Source organism: Bradyrhizobium sp. ORS 278 (genome assembly GCF_000026145.1).
In the GTDB taxonomy this organism is placed as follows: domain Bacteria; phylum Pseudomonadota; class Alphaproteobacteria; order Rhizobiales; family Xanthobacteraceae; genus Bradyrhizobium.
Map to the genome: position 1 here is coordinate 2,275,495 of NC_009445.1, position 15,663 is coordinate 2,291,157.

17 protein-coding genes are annotated in these 15,663 nt (G+C 65.8%); 10 read left to right on the forward strand and 7 right to left on the reverse strand.

Translation table 11 applies throughout. From position 1 onward, the window contains the following. Nucleotides 1-47 precede the first annotated feature (47 nt). Nucleotides 48-1,676 (reverse strand): fatty-acid--CoA ligase, encoded by a 1,629-nt coding sequence (locus tag BRADO_RS10060; RefSeq protein ID WP_011925212.1) that lies wholly within the window; start codon nt 1,674-1,676, stop codon nt 48-50. A 128-nt stretch (nt 1,677-1,804) separates the two neighbouring features. Here BRADO_RS10060 and BRADO_RS10065 point away from each other — a divergent pair, with 128 nt between their 5' ends. Continuing rightward, complete coding sequence (locus BRADO_RS10065) at nt 1,805-2,923, forward strand: extensin family protein (RefSeq protein WP_041756317.1); 1,119 nt, start codon at nt 1,805-1,807, stop codon at nt 2,921-2,923. A 170-nt stretch (nt 2,924-3,093) separates the two neighbouring features. On the opposite strand, the gene BRADO_RS10070 is transcribed toward BRADO_RS10065, so the two are convergent. After that, nucleotides 3,094-3,774: a L,D-transpeptidase gene (locus BRADO_RS10070; RefSeq protein WP_011925214.1), complete on the reverse strand. Its 681-nt coding sequence runs from the start codon at nt 3,772-3,774 to the stop codon at nt 3,094-3,096. A 344-nt stretch (nt 3,775-4,118) separates the two neighbouring features. Between BRADO_RS10070 and BRADO_RS10075 the strand changes: the two genes are divergently transcribed. Both BRADO_RS10075 and BRADO_RS10080 read left to right on the forward strand, forming a co-directional pair. Continuing rightward, nucleotides 4,119-5,096, forward strand: coding sequence for a magnesium transporter CorA family protein (locus BRADO_RS10075; protein WP_011925215.1), 978 nt, complete (start codon nt 4,119-4,121; stop codon nt 5,094-5,096). Nucleotides 5,097-5,489: 393 nt separating this feature from the next. Then, nucleotides 5,490-5,726 carry a hypothetical protein gene (locus tag BRADO_RS10080; RefSeq protein WP_041756318.1) on the forward strand — a complete coding sequence of 79 codons (237 nt, stop codon included), beginning with the start codon at nt 5,490-5,492 and terminating at the stop codon, nt 5,724-5,726. A gap of 437 nt (nt 5,727-6,163) precedes the next feature. Here BRADO_RS10080 and BRADO_RS10085 read toward each other — a convergent pair whose 3' ends face one another. Together BRADO_RS10085 and pdxH are read right to left on the reverse strand one after the other, a co-directional pair. After that, nucleotides 6,164-6,916 (reverse strand): SDR family NAD(P)-dependent oxidoreductase, encoded by a 753-nt coding sequence (locus BRADO_RS10085; RefSeq protein ID WP_041756319.1) that lies wholly within the window; start codon nt 6,914-6,916, stop codon nt 6,164-6,166. 138 nt (nt 6,917-7,054) lie between these two features. After that, the gene (pdxH, locus tag BRADO_RS10090; protein ID WP_011925217.1) at nt 7,055-7,705 is read right to left on the reverse strand and encodes a pyridoxamine 5'-phosphate oxidase; all 651 of its coding nucleotides are present in this window, start codon (nt 7,703-7,705) and stop codon (nt 7,055-7,057) included. A 167-nt stretch (nt 7,706-7,872) separates the two neighbouring features. On the opposite strand from pdxH, the gene BRADO_RS10095 reads away from it, so the two are divergent. The 3 genes from BRADO_RS10095 (at nt 7,873) to BRADO_RS34940 (ending at nt 9,680) form a co-directional block, all read left to right on the forward strand. Next, nucleotides 7,873-8,235: an RT0821/Lpp0805 family surface protein gene (locus tag BRADO_RS10095; protein ID WP_371259353.1), complete on the forward strand. Its 363-nt coding sequence runs from the start codon at nt 7,873-7,875 to the stop codon at nt 8,233-8,235. Nucleotides 8,236-8,347: 112 nt separating this feature from the next. After that, nucleotides 8,348-9,310 carry a DnaJ C-terminal domain-containing protein gene (locus tag BRADO_RS10100; protein WP_011925219.1) on the forward strand — a complete coding sequence of 321 codons (963 nt, stop codon included), beginning with the start codon at nt 8,348-8,350 and terminating at the stop codon, nt 9,308-9,310. Between the two features lie 106 nt (nt 9,311-9,416). Next, a complete protein-coding gene (locus BRADO_RS34940; protein WP_157872540.1) occupies nt 9,417-9,680 on the forward strand; it encodes a hypothetical protein in 264 nt (87 codons plus the stop codon). 133 nt (nt 9,681-9,813) lie between these two features. On the opposite strand, the gene BRADO_RS10105 is transcribed toward BRADO_RS34940, so the two are convergent. Both BRADO_RS10105 and BRADO_RS10110 read right to left on the reverse strand, forming a co-directional pair. Then, nucleotides 9,814-10,587, reverse strand: a complete 774-nt coding sequence (locus tag BRADO_RS10105) for an anti-sigma factor (RefSeq protein WP_011925220.1) — start codon at nt 10,585-10,587, stop codon at nt 9,814-9,816. Nucleotides 10,588-10,687: 100 nt separating this feature from the next. Further along, nucleotides 10,688-11,176 (reverse strand): sigma-70 family RNA polymerase sigma factor, encoded by a 489-nt coding sequence (locus tag BRADO_RS10110; RefSeq protein ID WP_011925221.1) that lies wholly within the window; start codon nt 11,174-11,176, stop codon nt 10,688-10,690. A 201-nt stretch (nt 11,177-11,377) separates the two neighbouring features. On the opposite strand from BRADO_RS10110, the gene fabI reads away from it, so the two are divergent. The 4 genes from fabI (at nt 11,378) to BRADO_RS10130 (ending at nt 15,255) form a co-directional block, all read left to right on the forward strand. Next, entirely contained in the window at nt 11,378-12,211 is an 834-nt protein-coding gene (fabI, locus tag BRADO_RS10115) for an enoyl-ACP reductase FabI (protein WP_011925222.1), read from the forward strand. A gap of 12 nt (nt 12,212-12,223) precedes the next feature. Beyond that, complete coding sequence (locus tag BRADO_RS10120) at nt 12,224-12,823, forward strand: histidine phosphatase family protein (protein ID WP_011925223.1); 600 nt, start codon at nt 12,224-12,226, stop codon at nt 12,821-12,823. 116 nt (nt 12,824-12,939) lie between these two features. Further along, nucleotides 12,940-14,025, forward strand: coding sequence for a chorismate synthase (gene aroC / locus BRADO_RS10125; RefSeq protein WP_011925224.1), 1,086 nt, complete (start codon nt 12,940-12,942; stop codon nt 14,023-14,025). Nucleotides 14,026-14,067: 42 nt separating this feature from the next. Beyond that, nucleotides 14,068-15,255: an adenylate/guanylate cyclase domain-containing protein gene (locus BRADO_RS10130; RefSeq protein ID WP_011925225.1), complete on the forward strand. Its 1,188-nt coding sequence runs from the start codon at nt 14,068-14,070 to the stop codon at nt 15,253-15,255. Nucleotides 15,256-15,264: 9 nt separating this feature from the next. On the opposite strand, the gene clpS is transcribed toward BRADO_RS10130, so the two are convergent. Then, nucleotides 15,265-15,570, reverse strand: coding sequence for an ATP-dependent Clp protease adapter ClpS (gene clpS / locus BRADO_RS10135; protein WP_041756320.1), 306 nt, complete (start codon nt 15,568-15,570; stop codon nt 15,265-15,267). Between the last annotated feature and the right edge of the window lie 93 nt (nt 15,571-15,663).

Here is a 15,663-nt window from a genome sequence, read left to right on the forward strand (position 1 = left end):
CGCGTGGTCGCAGGGGCCGTGAGTCACGCGCGGAGCGGGAGCGGCTGCTACGCCGCCGCGTTCGGGAATCGATACGCCTTGAACTGCTCGCGCAGCGCCGTCTTGAGGATCTTGCCGGTCGCGGTGTGCGGGATGCCGTCGACGAAGGCGACGTCGTCGGGCATCCACCACTTCGCGATCTTGCCTTCCATGAACTTCAGGATGTCCTCGCGCGTCGCCGTCTGGCCCTGCTTGAGCTGCACGATCAGAAGCGGCCGCTCGTCCCATTTCGGATGATAGACGCCGATGACGGCGGCTTCCGCGACGGCGGGATGGCCGACGGCAAGGTTTTCCAGATCGATCGACGAGATCCACTCGCCGCCCGACTTGATGACGTCCTTGGAGCGGTCGGTGATGCGCATGAAGCCATCGGCATCGACGGTGGCGACGTCGCCGGTGTCGAAGAAGCCTTCGTCGTCGAGGATCTTGGTGTCGACCTTGTAGTACGCCTTCGACACTGCGGGACCGGACACTTTGAGGCGGCCGAAGGTCTTGCCGTCCCACGGCAGCTCGGCTCCGGCATCGTCGGTGATCTTCATCTCGACGCCGAACGGCGGGAAGCCCTGGGTCTGCAGGATGTCGAGCTTGGCGTCGCCCTCAGCTTCGAGGAACGGCGGCTTCAGGGTCGCGAGTGTGCCGATCGGGCTCATCTCGGTCATGCCCCAGGCGTGGCGCACACCGATGCCCATGTCGAGGAAGGCCTGGATCATCGAGCGCGGCATCGCCGAGCCGCCGCACACCACCATCTTCAGATGCGGCAGAGTCAGCCTATGCGCCTGCATGTGCTGAAGCAGCATCAGCCACACCGTCGGCACGCCGGCGGTGTAGGTCACCTTCTCGGTGTCGAGCAGCTCGTAGACCGAGGCGCCGTCGAGCTTCGGGCCGGGCATGACCAGCTTGGTGCCCATCGACGGTGCGGAGAACGCGATGCCCCAGCTGTTGGCATGGAACAGCGGGACCACCGGAAGCATTGTGTCTGCCGCGGATGTTCCGAGTGAGTCGCGGTTGTTGGCCATCAACGCATGCAGCACGTTGGAGCGATGCGAATACAGCACACCCTTGGGATCGCCGGTGGTGCCGGACGTGTAGCACATCGCTGCCGCGGTATTTTCGTCGAACGTGCCCCAGGCGAAATCGCCATCGGCCTCCCCGATCCACGATTCGTAGGCAACGGCGTTCTTCAGCGTGGTCTGCGGCATGTGTGCCGCGTCGGTCAGCACCACATACCGCTCGACGCTCGGCAGCTTGTCGGCGAGCTTCTCGAGCAGCGGCACGAAGGTCAGATCGGTAATGACGATGCGGTCCTGGGCGTGGTTGATGATCCAGCCGATCTGCTCCGGGAAGAGACGCGGATTGACCGTGTGACAGATCGCGCCGATTCCCATAATGCCGTACCAGACCTCGAGATGGCGTCCGGTATTCCAGGCGATGGTGGCGACGCGGTCGCCGAGCTTGATGCCGTCGCGCGTCAGCTTCTGGGACACTTTCAGCGCGCGGTCGTGGATTTGCCGGTAGGTGGTGCGAACGATGGGACCTTCGACCGAGCGGGTCACGACCTCCTGGGAGCCGTGAATTGTCGCTGCATGCTCGATGATCCGGTGGCAAAGCAGGGGCCAGTCTTGCATCAATCCAAGCATCAGGTCGTTCCTCCGGGTGGTATTCGCTTTTCGACAGCGAGGGTCTTTTGATCGGTTTCGTCGGTTTTAGCGCGCGCCGCAGCGAGCGCAAATGGCCTTGTCGCGGCCATGACGTCGCGCGGGGCCCGATGGTTAGCGCGGCCGTTGCGGCGCTCGCCTTGAGCTGGGTCATGACCCCCGCGGCCGCGCGGTCGCGGGACGCCGGGCACGCGCATGAGCACGGCGGGCCTGTGCCGGCGCTGCAGTCCGGACCTCCGCTGGCGGCCGTGCCGTTGCCGCGGCCGCGCCCGGGGGAGGCGCCACGGTCCGGCTCTCGCGAGCCGGCGAAAGACTCTGCCAAGGCGGGCACAAACGACGAGGGTGCCGAGCAGCCCAAGGAGACCGGCGCCAAGACGCCGCCTCCGCCGCAGCTCTCGGCCTGCCGCGTGGCGCTGACAGAGGACATCGCAATCGCTCCCTCGATCCCGCCGATCAAGGGGCCGGGCGCGTGCGGCGGCGACGATCTGGTGCGGCTGGAGGCGGTGGTGCTGCCGGACAAGCGGCGGGTGGCGCTGACGCCGGCCGCGACGATGCGCTGCACGATGGCCGCCGCCGTGGCCAATTGGGTGCGGGGCGATCTGGCTCCGCTCGCGGCCCGTCTCGGCAGCCCGATCGCCGCGCTCGACAACTATGATTCGTACCAGTGTCGCGGCCGCAACAACATCGCCGGTGCGCAGATGTCGGAGCATGGCCGCGCCAATGCGCTCGACGTCCGCGGCTTCAAGCTGTCCGATGGCCGCATGATCGAGCTGACCGATCGCACCCAGCCGCGCGAGTTGCGCGAGGCGGTGCTGCATTCGGTATGTGCGCAGTTCGCGACCGTGCTGGGTCCGGACAGCGACTGGTATCACGAGGATCATATCCACCTCGATCTCGCCGAGCGCCGCAGCAACTACCGCATCTGCCAATGGGACGTGCTCGATCCGCTGCCGAAGGTGGCGCCGCTGATGCCGGCGATGCGGCCGGACGACGCGCCGCCCCGCGAGACGGCGGAAGCCGATGACGACGGTCAGGCGGGCAAGGGAAGCAAGGGCGCGAGCCGTGCGGGATCGGACCGGTCAGCCGACACGTCCACGTCGCATGCCGCTCCGGCTGCGCCTGCCTCCGGCGGTTCGGCTGCCGCCGAGGGCGACGAAGCCGAACCGGCGCCGCCGCCCGCGCCCCCACTGGCCAAGGGCAGCAAGAAGAAGCACAAGACGAGGTCATAGCCAGACCGCGGAGCGCAGTCCGGGCAGCTCCGGCGCGGCCGCGCGGGAGTTACAATGGCTTGTACTGCCTGGTCCCTTGCGCCCAAACAAAAAGGCGCCGGGGTGACCGGCGCCTTTGGAAAGGGTGATAAACGCGTTTCTCGGCTTTTGATTCCGTTGAGCGCAGATGCTTATTGCATCGCGGCGTAGGTGCCGCCGCCCTGCAGGGCCATTTGCGGCTTGTAGGGCGAATCGCCCTTCTTCGGATCCAGGACCACGACGATGGTGCCGACCTTGACCCGGTTGTAGAGGTCGATCGCGTCCTCGTTGGTCAGGCGGATGCAGCCCGACGAGATCGAGGCGCCGATATATTCCGGCTGGTTGGTACCGTGGATGCGGAACAGCGTGTCCTTGCCGTTGGCATAGAGGTACATCGCGCGCGAGCCCATCGGATTGTCGGGACCCGGGGCGACGAAGGTCGGCACACCCAGGCGCTCGATCTCGCCCTTGGTCGGATGCCAGGCCGGCCATTCCGTCATGGCGCCCACCTTGGCAATGCCCGACCACGCCATGGCCTCTTCACCGACGGTGATGCCGTAACGGATCGCCTTGCCGCCATCGAGTACGTAATAGAGGTAGTGGCTGTCGGAATCGACGACGATCGAGCCCGGTGCTTCCTTGCGATGATAGTCGACGATGGCCCGGCGATAGGGTTCCGCGACCGGCGTGTTGGTGTAGCGGATCTTCGCCAGAAGCTCTTTGTCTTTCGGCTTGAACGCCTGGGTGTTGGTGGCCTCATACGTCGTGGCCTGCATACAGCCCGACAGCATCAGGCCCGCGGCCAGGAGTCCGAGTTTCACCTTCAGCGACATGTCACCAATTTCCAATTGACAGCTGACGTTGCAATGACACGGCCGCGCCACTGCAGCGCGATTCCACATGTCCCATTATCGTCAAAATCGACTCTGATGCCAGCCGATACACGCACAGGTCTGGTTGCAGCGCCCTCATTGTTGCTTTTTTGCCGCAAAGACACCGGCCGCCATCCACAGCTGTGCTCCGGACAGCACGGTCGGAAGCCCCTTCGCCCTGAACCCGTCGCCGAAGGCCCCCCACGCGAAAAGCCGATGGACCGTTTTGGCAAGCTGCGTCACAAGGCGGCAGCATCCTGCCGGTAATCCGCCGAAAACCCCATCGCGATTCGGAGTCTCCCTTCATGTTCTCGGTGTTCGTCCCGTCCGATCAGGCGTTGAAGAAGGCGGAGATCACCGACCCGGCGGCTCTGCCCGACAATGCGGTCTGGGTCGACCTCTTCAATCCGAGCGGTGCAGAAGACCGGGCCGTCGAGAAGCTCTCGGGAATCGCGGTCCCGACGCGGGAGGACATGCAGGAGATCGAGATCTCCAGCCGCCTCTACATCGAGAACGGCGCCCGCTACATGACGGCAACCTTGATGTGTCACTCGGATACCGACATGCCCCGGACGACGGCGGTGACCTTCATCCTGGCAGGGCACCGCCTGGTGACGGTGCGCTACGATCAGCCGCGGCCGTTCGCCGTGGTCGAGGCCAAGCTCGCCCGCAGCTGCGCACCCGGCATTACCGGAGAGATGGTGCTGATGGAATTGCTCGACGCGGTGATCGATCGCTGCGCCGACATCCTCGAGCGGGTCGGTGCCGACATCGACCAGGTCAGCCACGAGATCTTCGAGCCGAACAACGAGCGGCACGGCCACGCCAAGCAGTATTCCCAGATCCTGATCGCGATCGGCCGCAAGGGCGACCTCACCTCGAAAGTACGTGAAAGCCTGGTCTCGATCGGTCGCCTCGTGACCTTTCTTTCCGCCGTCGTCGAAGGCGTGAAATGGTCAAAGGACATGCGCGAGCAGCTCAAGACCATGCAGCGCGACGTCGCCTCGCTGACCGACCACGCCTCCTATCTCGCCGGCAAGATCACCTTCGTGCTCGATGCGATGCTCGGTGTCGTCAATCTCGAGCAGAACAACATCATCAAGCTGTTCTCGGTCATGGCGGTCGTGCTGATGCCGCCGACCTTGATCGCGTCGATCTACGGTATGAACTTCAAGAACATGCCGGAGCTCGAATGGGCGCACGGCTATCCGATGGCGCTCGTGCTGATGCTGATCTGCGCGATCGTGCCGTACTACATCTTCAAGCTGAAGAAGTGGCTGTAGCCGCGCTGATTGAAGGGAAGTCAGAGCCCGGGCTTGTCGCGGGTGCGAGCACGCCGGTCTCGTGCTGATGCGGCAGAGCAAGCCTCGCCCGCGCCGCGATCTTAGCTACTAACGAAGCGTTCGTTCATTGAAAAATTGGTCGCTGGTATGGCGTTATGCACCTCAGCAAACACACTAGATGCATACCAGGAATACTTATTAGGTCCGCCGCAACGCCGCTGCAAAGGCGCCTCAATTCCTCAGGTAAAATTTGACGGGAACGCTGAACGTTTGATCGAAACTTCTCTGCGATAAGTCGGCTCGTGAGCATGGCCAAAAACGAGCGCTCCGGCGCGTGGCGTGCAAGGCGAAGCTGGAGGGCGCGGTCATCGCGCTCGTGGCCAAGAGGCGGCAATGGTTGAGAAACGCATAACGGCATCTGACAACGTGGTCGATCTCGCCAGCTATCAGCGCGGCCGGGCCGACATCGTCGTGGCCCATGCGCTGTCGCCGCGAACCTGCAGCTATTGCGGCGCCGAGCTCGACGACGACGAGCGCGAGGACGATTGTTCCAGCGCCCTCAACGTCGAATCCGCCCGCCTGCGCTGGCGCGCCGCGCAGATCCTGCGCGGCCTGGTGTGCGAAGGCTGAACCAACGTCCGTAAAATCTGCGGACGACCCAGCTGCGTCTTGCGTCTCGCGAACCTCGATCAGAGCCCCGCTGCCCGCGCCGCTCCCAGCCGTCGTCCCGGCGAAAGCCGGGACCCATATCCACCGGCCGCCGTAACGGCCCGGGCCGGCTGTGACTAAGCTCCCGCGTTCCTTGCCCCTGCTGCAGAGTATGGCTCCCGGCGTACGCCGGGATGACGGCGGAGTGCGGGGATGAAGCCTTGGACCTGTCGTTCAGCAGGTCCGGCAGCGCCCGATCGCGACGCTGTTAGTTCATGCGCGTGGCTCGTCGGCCTCATTCTGTAGATGGCGTTAATCGCATCTTGGTGTGGCGAGCCGTGGTTCGTTGAGCGGCGCAAGCTGGTGTGAACCAAGCCGCAGACACCGCATCGTGTCCTCGTGGCCGCGACCGATCGTCCTCACACGTGCTGGCCGCCGTTGATGTGGATCTCGGCGCCGTTCACGTAGGAGCTCGTCTCGGTGCACAGCACGTAGATGATCTTGGCGACCTCGTCGGGCGTGCCGAGCCGCTGCATCGGGATCTGCTCCTGCACGATCTTCTCGGTGCCCGGCGACAGGATCGAGGTGTCGATCTCGCCCGGCGCGATCGAGTTGACGCGCACACCGACACGGCCGAAGTCCGACGCCATCTCGCGCGTGAGCGCGGCGAGCGCCGCCTTGGAGGTGGCATAGGCCGCGCCGGCGAACGGATGGACGCGCGAGCCGGCGATCGAGGTGACGTTCACCACCGAGCCCTTGGCCGCCTTCAACTCCTTGATCAGGCCGCGCGCCATCATGATCGGCGCGAAGAAGTTGACGCGGAAGACCTGATTCCAGGTGTCGAGATCGGTATCCACGGTCCCGAGCCGCGCGCCGCCCTGGCCCTTCGGCGAGATCGCGGCGTTGTTGACGAGCGCATGCAGCTCGCCGCTGTCCATGCGCTGCTTGATCTCCTCGATCGCGCGCAACGTATCCTGGGGGTCGGCGAGGTCGACCTGGATGTGGTCCTCGGGTCCGGCGCCCCACGGGCACTCCTCCGGGAAGGGATGCCGCGAGCAGGTGATGACGCGCCAGCCGGCGGAGGAGAATCGGATCACGGTGGCATGACCGATGCCGCGACTGGCGCCGGTCAGCAGCATCGTCCGCCGCGGCTGGTTGGAGGAGGTCGGCATGATGAGATATCTCTCCCGATCCACGAGGGATCAGCTTACCACAAGGGTTGCATGTTCGGTGCGCGTTTCATGCGCACCGACGTCGAAGGCTGTCGAGCGACAAGTTGACGATGAGACTCAACGGAGCCTCGCCGGTCGCTACGGATACATCCGCACCTTGGTCCACGGCTGACCGGCAGCCTCGCGCCGGAATTCGATGCGGTCGTGCAGGCGGAACGGCCGGTCGTGCCAGAACTCCATGCGAACGGGGGTGATGCGCCAGCCGCTCCATCCCGGCGGACGCGGCACCTCGCCGATGATGTATTGCGTGGCGACCTTGGCGATCGCCTGTTCGAAGGCGAACCGGCTCTCCAGCGGCTGCGACTGCTTGCTGGCCCAGGCGCCGAGCTGCGCCTGCTTCGGCCGGGTCGCGAAATAGGCGTCGGCCTCCGCGTCCGTCACCGGCGTCACGAGCCCGCGGATGCGCACCTGCCGGCGCAGCGACTTCCAATGAAACAGCAACGCGGCCTTTGGATTGGCGGCGAGCTCCTGGCCCTTCTGGCTGGCCTTGTGGCTGTAGAAGACGAAGCCGTCGGCGTCGTAGCCCTTCATCAGCACCATGCGCACATCCGGAAGGCCGTCCGCGTCCACGGTCGACAGCGCCATCGCGTTCGGATCGTTCGGCTCGCTCTTGCTGGCTTCGGCGAACCACTCGGCAAACAGCGCAAACGGCTCCCCGGCCTGGGTAAAATCAGCCGATGTACCGGATGTTAAGGTTGTCTGGTGTTTGATGCTCGTGGGGTCGGTCATGTCTTTGGGGAGTCCGAGTTTTGCGTTCACCCGCGGCCAGGCGCGTGCAAGTCCATTCTGGTCCGGCCCTATATAGGGTATCGGTCCGGCTTGGCCTATCCGCGATCGGTCATGCCGGCACCGCTTTGACACTCATTCTAATCGGCCTGTCGGGCGGTGGCTGCAGCATGTCGCGTCCGGAGACGGCGTTCGCCAAGATGGAGGACGCGGAAGTCACCGGCAGCGTCACTTCACCGCCGGAGCGCGAGCCGACCGAGGCCGATCTCGCCTTCGCCCGCAACGCGGCGTCCGACGTGCTGACCAAGGGCACCAAGGATTCCAGCCAGCCCTGGCAGAACCCGCAGACCGGCGCGCGTGGCTCGGTGACGCCGATTGCCAAGGCCTACACGGCTGAAAACGGCCGCACGTGCCGGGATTTCCTGGCAAGCTACGTCAATGGGAAGACCGAGCGCTGGCTGCAGGGCTCGGCCTGCCGGATCGAGCGGGGGCGTTGGGACATCCAGACGCTCAAACCCTGGCAGCAAAGCTGACGGGATGCCTCCGGAACCCGTTGCAAAAATACAACGGACTCTCCAGATGAAATGCAAAGCGGGCGGGGAGCCCTTAGGTTAATATCTGACTTTCTGTAAGGAGACGTGACGGATGCGCGACCCCTATGAGGTCTTGGGGGTGCCGCGAAGCGCCAGCGCTGCGGCCATCAAGAGCGCCTATCGCAAGCTCGCCAAGAAGCATCATCCCGACAGCAACAAGGATGACCCGAAGGCATCGGCCAGGTTTGCCGAGATCAACTCGGCCAACGAGATCCTGGGCGACGAGGAGAAGCGGAAGCAGTTCGATCGCGGGGAGATCGATGCCGACGGCAAGCCCCGCTTCCAGGGCTTTCCTGGCGGCGGCGCCGGCCGTGGCGGTCCCGGCGGGTTCGAGAATTACACCTTCCGCAGCGGCGGCGGACCGGGCGGCGGCTTCGGCGGCGGTGGCGGCGGCTTCGAGGATATTCTCAACAGCATGTTCGGCGGCGCGGGGCGTGGCGGACGCGGCGGCGGCAGCCCGTTCGAGTTCGACACCGGCGGTGTCGGCATCGATCTCGACCTCAAGGTCGCGATGTCGGTGACGCTCGAGGAGTCGGTCAAGGGTGGCGAAAAGCGCGTGCGCCTGCCCTCGGGCAAGGAGCTCAACGTCAAGGTCCCGCCCGGCGTCACCGCCGGCCAGCAGATCCGGCTGAAAGGGCAGGGCGAGAGCGCGCCCGGTCATCGGCCCGGCGACCTCCTGATCACCATCCAGATCGCGCCGCATCCGTTCTTCAAGGTCGAGGGCAGCGACGTCAGGCTCGATCTGCCCATCACGCTGTACGAGGCGGTGCTGGGCGCCAAGGTGCGCGCCCCGACCCTCGGCAGCGCGGTCGAATTGTCGATCCCGAAGAACACCTCCAGCGGGCGGACTTTCCGGCTGAAGGGCAAGGGCCTGCCCAAAAGCGACGGCTCGGCGGGCGATCTGTTCATCACCACGAAGATCGTGCTGCCCGACGGCAACGATGCCGAGCTCGAGGCGCTGATGACCAAGTGGCGCGACAAGCACCCCTACAATCCGCGCAGCAATCTGTCGTAACGAAAGATCACGCTGGCTGTTAGCTCCGTCTTGCCCGGGCTTGTCCCGGGCATTCACGCCTATCCCAGGGTGCGGGCCAACGTGGATGGCCGGGACAAGCCCGGCCATGACGAAAATCGGCGAGCCGGGTTTCGATGGTGAATGCGGTCATCGCTGCCACAAGGAAAAACTTGGCGAGACTTCGTGGCGGGAAAAAAGTGCGGCCTCGAAAGGGGGACCAGCGCGGTACAAAACCCCAGTCGAGGCCGCTTCCGTGTCGATCGGCGGATCGAACACTCCTCATTTTTTCGTGAGTATTTGGTACGATATTGAGACGCGCCCGCGCCATGATTCCAGAATTTCGGTGACCGAATTGCGGCATCCACCTTAGCGTGTGTTCGGGGAACCGCGAGCGTGCGGCGCGACAGGCTGGTGGCGGGTTGCGGATGCCTTGCAACCGCTTCTGACGATGATGAGAATTGCGCAGCCGCGAATCGCCGCTGCGACCGAAGCGCAACCGGCCGCTAGCCGCCCACGCGTTCGGCTTGGTCATAAACAAGGCGTGCAACCTGTGTGAGACGTGTCCTATCGCTGCCGCCGCTGACGACGTAGCTGACCCCACGCTCTGCCCAGGAGAGCGCGGACGTCGTGCCCTGGGTTGTATAGCGCATCTGAGCCGCCTCGATCCCTACCTTGGTCGCGTACACCGTGAAGCGCTCTCCCGAGGTGCTTTCATACATCAGGAAAGAGGCTGGCCCGCTCGGGCCCGGCAGCAGCCGGCCGCCGACGAGTTTCAGGCCGGTGGTCTCAAGCTCCGGTGCCTGCACGGTGCGGCCGCAGCGCCGCGTCAGCCATTGCTGCAGATGGGCCTTCTCCTCGCCGGGAACCTCGACCGGATGACGCACGTCGACGACATAGAGCCGGTGCGCATCCAGCGCCTCGCCGGTGAGGTTCTGCAGCAGCGCGGGCGATGTGGCCGCGCCATGCGCGATCCAGCCGATCGCGCCCCCCACCGCGAAGGCGGCCACGCTCGCCGCGATCGCGCCGAGCATCCAGCGGCGCGGCCGACGATCGAGACCGTCGAGATCCAGCCGCGGCGGCACCGGCTCGTTGACGACGGAATCGTAGCGCGCGTGCAGGGCCTCAGCCATGCTGCGCCAGGATTCGACCCGCTCGGCGTCGGCCGGATGCGCCGCGAGCCAGCGCTCGACATCGCTGCGGCGCTCCGCCGGCAGCTCGTTGTCGACATAGGCGTGCAGTTCGTCCTCGGTGACTGGAATGGTCGGATCGGTCATCATCTGGATCTCGTTGCAGTCTGGCGGCCGCGACGATCGGCGGCCACAGGCGCCTTGGGCAGGCGAACGCGGCAGAGCGGCTTTTGTACGGTGAACGGCGGCCTCATTTCACCCTCCGCAGCGCCGGGCGCTCGCCCTCGAGGACGGCGCGGACATGAGCGCGGGCACGGGCCAGGCGCGACATCACGGTGCCGATCGGGACACCCTGGATGTCGGCCACCTCGCGGTAGCTCAGCCCCTCGAGCACGACGAGCAGCAGCACGGCGCGTTGCTCCTCTACCAGGGTCGCCAGCGCGCGCTCGATGTCGCGGCCCTCGGCCTCGGTGCCGCTGGCATCGGGATTGTCGTCCTGCAGCGGCATGAAGTGTGGCCGCCGCGCCAGCGAGCGGCGCCGGTTCTTGTTGAGGTTGGTGAGGATCGTATAGAGCCAGCTGCGCAGGTCGCCGCCGAGGAAGAGCCGCTCGGACCGCAGCGCCCGCACCAGGGTGTCCTGGACCAGGTCGTCAGCGGCGTCCATGTCGCGCGCCAAGGCGCGAGCATAGCGGCGCAGTGCCGGAATCATGGCCTCGACGCTCTGGCGAAACGCGCTCATGGACTGTCCTGCGGCCGTGCCTTTCTGTGCCCAGGGCGCGGGCCGCAACCGCGCCTTGCAATGGTCATAACCCCGCGATGGCAGACCTATTCCGCCCCGGTTCTTGCCGGGAGTTTGCCACAGAGCGGGCGGAATGGGGCTGTACCGGGCCAGACCGGTGGTGTACGTCCAATCGTTAATAATCGCTCTATGGGAAGCCGCATGGCGCAGATTTCAGGTTTGATGCAGGGCAAGCGCGGGGTCATTCTCGGCGTCGCCAACAACCGCTCGATCGCCTGGGGCATCGCCAAGGCCGCCCGCGCCGCCGGCGCCGAGATCGCGCTGACCTATCAGGGCGACGCGCTGAAGAAGCGGGTCGAGCCGCTGGCCGCCGAGCTCGGCGGCCTCGTGCTCGGGCATTGCGACGTGACCGATCCCGCAACCATCGACGCCATCTTCGACGTGCTCAAGGAGAAATGGGGCAAGATCGACTTCGTCGTTCACGCCATCGCCTTCTCTGACAAGGACCAGCTCGACGGCCGCTATATCGAGACCACGCAGGACAATTTCTCCAAGAGCATGCTGATCAGCTGCTACTCGCTGACCGCGGTCGCGCAGCGCGCGGAGAAGCTGATGACCGATGGTGGCTCGATCATCACGCTGACCTATTACGGCGCCGAGAAGTGGATGCCCCATTATAACGTCATGGGTGTCGCGAAAGCCGCGCTGGAGGCCAGCGTGCGCTACCTCGCTGCCGACCTCGGCGAGAAGAACATCCGCGTCAACGCCATCTCGGCCGGTCCGATCAAGACGCTGGCCGCCTCAGGCATCGGCGATTTCCGCTATATCCTGAAGTGGAACGAGTACAACGCGCCGCTGCGCCGGACCGTGACGATCGAGGAGGTCGGTGACAGCGCCCTTTACCTGCTCTCCGACCTGTCGCGCGGCGTGACCGGCGAGGTGCACCACGTCGATTCCGGCTATCATGTCGTCGGCATGAAGCGGCCGGAGGCACCGGACATCTCGCTGAGCAACTCGGCCGGCGCCAAGGACTAGTTCATCGCGCGCATGCCCCGGCCCACGATCTACTACATCCGCCACGGCGAGACGGAATGGAATGCTCTCGGCCGGCTGCAGGGCACGCAGGACATTCCGCTCAACGCGCTCGGCCGCCTTCAGGCGGTTCAGGCCGGCAACATCCTGAGCGACCTCGTTGCGCGCAACGGTCATGACGCGGAGCGACTGCCTTTTGTCGCAAGCCCGCTGACCCGCGCCCGCACGACGATGGAGCTGGTGCGCGAGACCCTGAAGCTGCCGGTGGCCGATTACGGGCTCGACGCGCGGCTGCGCGAGATCGGCTACGGCAAATGGGAAGGCGCGACCCTGCCGGAGATGCAGGCTGCCGATCCCGTGTTCTACGCCAAGCGCCTGACCGAGAAATGGACGCTGGCGCCGGAGGGCGGCGAGACCTATGCCGATGTCGAGGTCCGGGTGCGCGACTGGTATGATGGGCTGACCGGCGATATCGTGGCGGTGGCGCATGGCGGGACTGCACGGGCGCTGATGGTCGCGCTCGGCTTCGCCACGCCAAACCACGCCGTCGACCTGCCGATCCAGCAGGGCGCGGTGTATGTGTTCGGCGAGAACGGGTTCGAGAAGTTCAGTTAGTTTATTCCCGTCGTTCCGGAGCGCCTCGTGAGCGGCGAACCCGGAATCTCGAGAGTCCGGGTCTGGTCCTTCAGACCATTCCGGGAATGACGGTTTTCTGATTGGGTGATCAGTCGATGTCCTTCAACACCTTCGGCCACATGTTCCGCGTCACCACCTTCGGCGAGAGCCATGGCGTGGCCATCGGCTGCGTGGTCGACGGCTGCCCGCCGCGGATTCCGCTGGAGGCGGCGGAGATCCAGACCGATCTCGACCGCCGCCGGCCGGGCCAGTCCCGCTTCACCACCCAGCGCCAGGAGCCGGACCAGGTGAAGATCCTGTCCGGCGTGATGGCCGATCCCGACACGGGCGCGCAGGTCACCACGGGCACGCCGATCGCGCTGCTCATCGAGAACACCGACCAGCGCTCCAAGGACTATTCCGAGATCAAGGACAAGTTTCGCCCGGGCCATGCCGACTTCACCTATGAGGCGAAGTACGGCCTGCGCGACTATCGCGGCGGTGGCCGCTCCTCGGCGCGCGAGACCGCCACGCGGGTCGCGGCCGGCGCGATCGCGCGCAAGATCATCGCCGGCGTAAAGGTGCGTGGCGCGCTGGTGCAGATGGGGCCGCACAAGATCGACCGTGACAAGTGGGACTGGGACGAGATCGCGCGCAACCCGTTCTTCTGTCCCGACAAGGACAAGGCGGCGTTCTTCGAGGACTATCTCGATGGCATCAGGAAGTCAGGCTCCTCGATCGGCGCGGTGCTGGAGATCACGGCCGAAGGCGTGCCTGCCGGGCTCGGCGCGCCGCTCTACGGCAAGCTGGACGCCGACCTCGCCGCGGCGATGATGAGCATCAACGCCGTGAAGGGCGTCGAGATCGGCGCCGGCTTCGGCGCGGCGGAATTGACCGGCGAGGCGAATGCCGACGAGATGCGCTCGGCCAACGACGGCACGCGCTTCCTGTCCAACCATGCCGGCGGCATCCTCGGCGGCATCGCCACGGGGCAGCCGATCGTGGTGCGCTTCGCGGTCAAGCCGACCTCGTCGATCCTCACCCCGCGCCAGACCGTCGACCGCGCCGGCCATGAGACGGAGATCCTGACCAAGGGCCGCCACGACCCCTGCGTCGGCATCCGCGCGGTGCCGGTCGGCGAGGCGATGATGGCCTGCGTGCTCGCCGACCACCTGCTGCGCCATCGCGGCCAGGTGGGGTAGGGAAGGACGGCGTTTGCGTCACCGTCGCAAAAGCGAGGCCCGATGTCCGATATCAATTCCGCCCGTCTGCAGGCCCTGATCGACTGGATGATGGACGGCGCGCGCTCCGCCGCGACGCCGCCGCAGATGATGGCTGAGGCGTGCGAGCGCATGACGCAGGCCGGTGTTCCGCTCTGGCGCGTCGGCGTCTTCCTGCAGACCTTGCATCCCGAGATCTTCGGGCGCGGCTTCCTGTGGCGGCCCGGCGCGGAGGTCGTGGTCAACTCGGTTGACTTCGGCTTTTCGGAATCTGAGGAGTTCAGGCGCAGCCCGCTCTCCGTGGTGTTCGAGCAGGGGCGTGAGGTCCGCGCCGATCCGTTCGCCGCATCATCCGAGGCCTTTCCGATCCTGATGGATCTGCGCGAGGAGGGCGTGACGGACTATCTGGCGCTGCCGCTCGTCTTCCTGGATGGCGACGTGCATGCGTCGAGCTGGACAACCCGACAGCCCGGCGGCTTCACCGAGGCCCAGGTCGACGCGATCCGGTCGCTGATCCCAGCCCTGTCGCGCTACATCGAGATCATCGGACTGCGCCGCATCGCGTCGATGCTGCTCGACACCTATGTCGGCAACCGTGCCGGCGAGCGCATCCTGGCAGGGCAGATCCGCCGCGGCCATACCGACACGATGAACGCCGTGATCTGGCTGTCGGACCTGCGCGGCTTCACGGCGCTGTCGGACCGTCTGCCGCCGGAGACCGTGGTCGACATCCTCAACCAGTATTTCGATTGCCAGGTCGCCGAGATCCGCGAGCATGGCGGCGAGGTGCTGAAGTTCATGGGGGACGGTCTGCTGGCGGTGTTTCCCATTCCTAAGCAGGACGGCGACACGGCCGCGGTCTGCGCCCGCGCGCGCGATGCGGCGCGCGCCGCCCGCGTCCGGGTCGCGGCTCTGGAATATCCGATCGGCGAGACGGTCGAGCGATTCCGGTTCGGCGTCGCGCTGCATGTCGGCCGGCTGCTGTACGGCAATATCGGCGGCGGCCAGCGGCTCGACTTCACCTGCATCGGCCCCGCCGTCAATCTCGCGGCCAGGCTGGAGAAGATCGCCGCGCGGCTCAAGCGCACGGTGGTCGCCTCGGAGGCCTTCGCAGGCGCCTGTCCGGAGTCGTGGCAGGATCTCGGCGCCTTTCCGATCGCCGGCCTCGCGACCGAGCAGCGCGTGTTCGGGCTGCGCGAGGAGGGCGATTAGTTCGCCGCCTCACTCCTCCGGCTCGATGGTGAACAGCAGCGGATAGCCCTTGGCACGGCCGGCATCGGTGGCCCGCGTCGCCTTGGTCTCGGCCACGTCCTTGGTGAACACGGCGACCACGCAGACGCCGAGCTTATGCGCCGTGATCATGACCTTGTAGGCCTGGTCCTCGGTCATGCGGAATTCCGCCTTCAGGATCATCACGACGAAGTCGCGCGGCGTGAAGTCGTCATTGACGAGGATGACCTTGTAGAGCCGCGGGCGCTCGACCTTGGTGCGGACCTTCGTCTTCGGCTTGGTGACGGCGTCGTTCATGGAGGGCGCGCCCGTGTGTTCCTGCTGCGGCGGAGCCGCCACAATACAGCGTCTCGGCTCTCCGGGAAACCACGGGCTGCGCGACATTGGTCG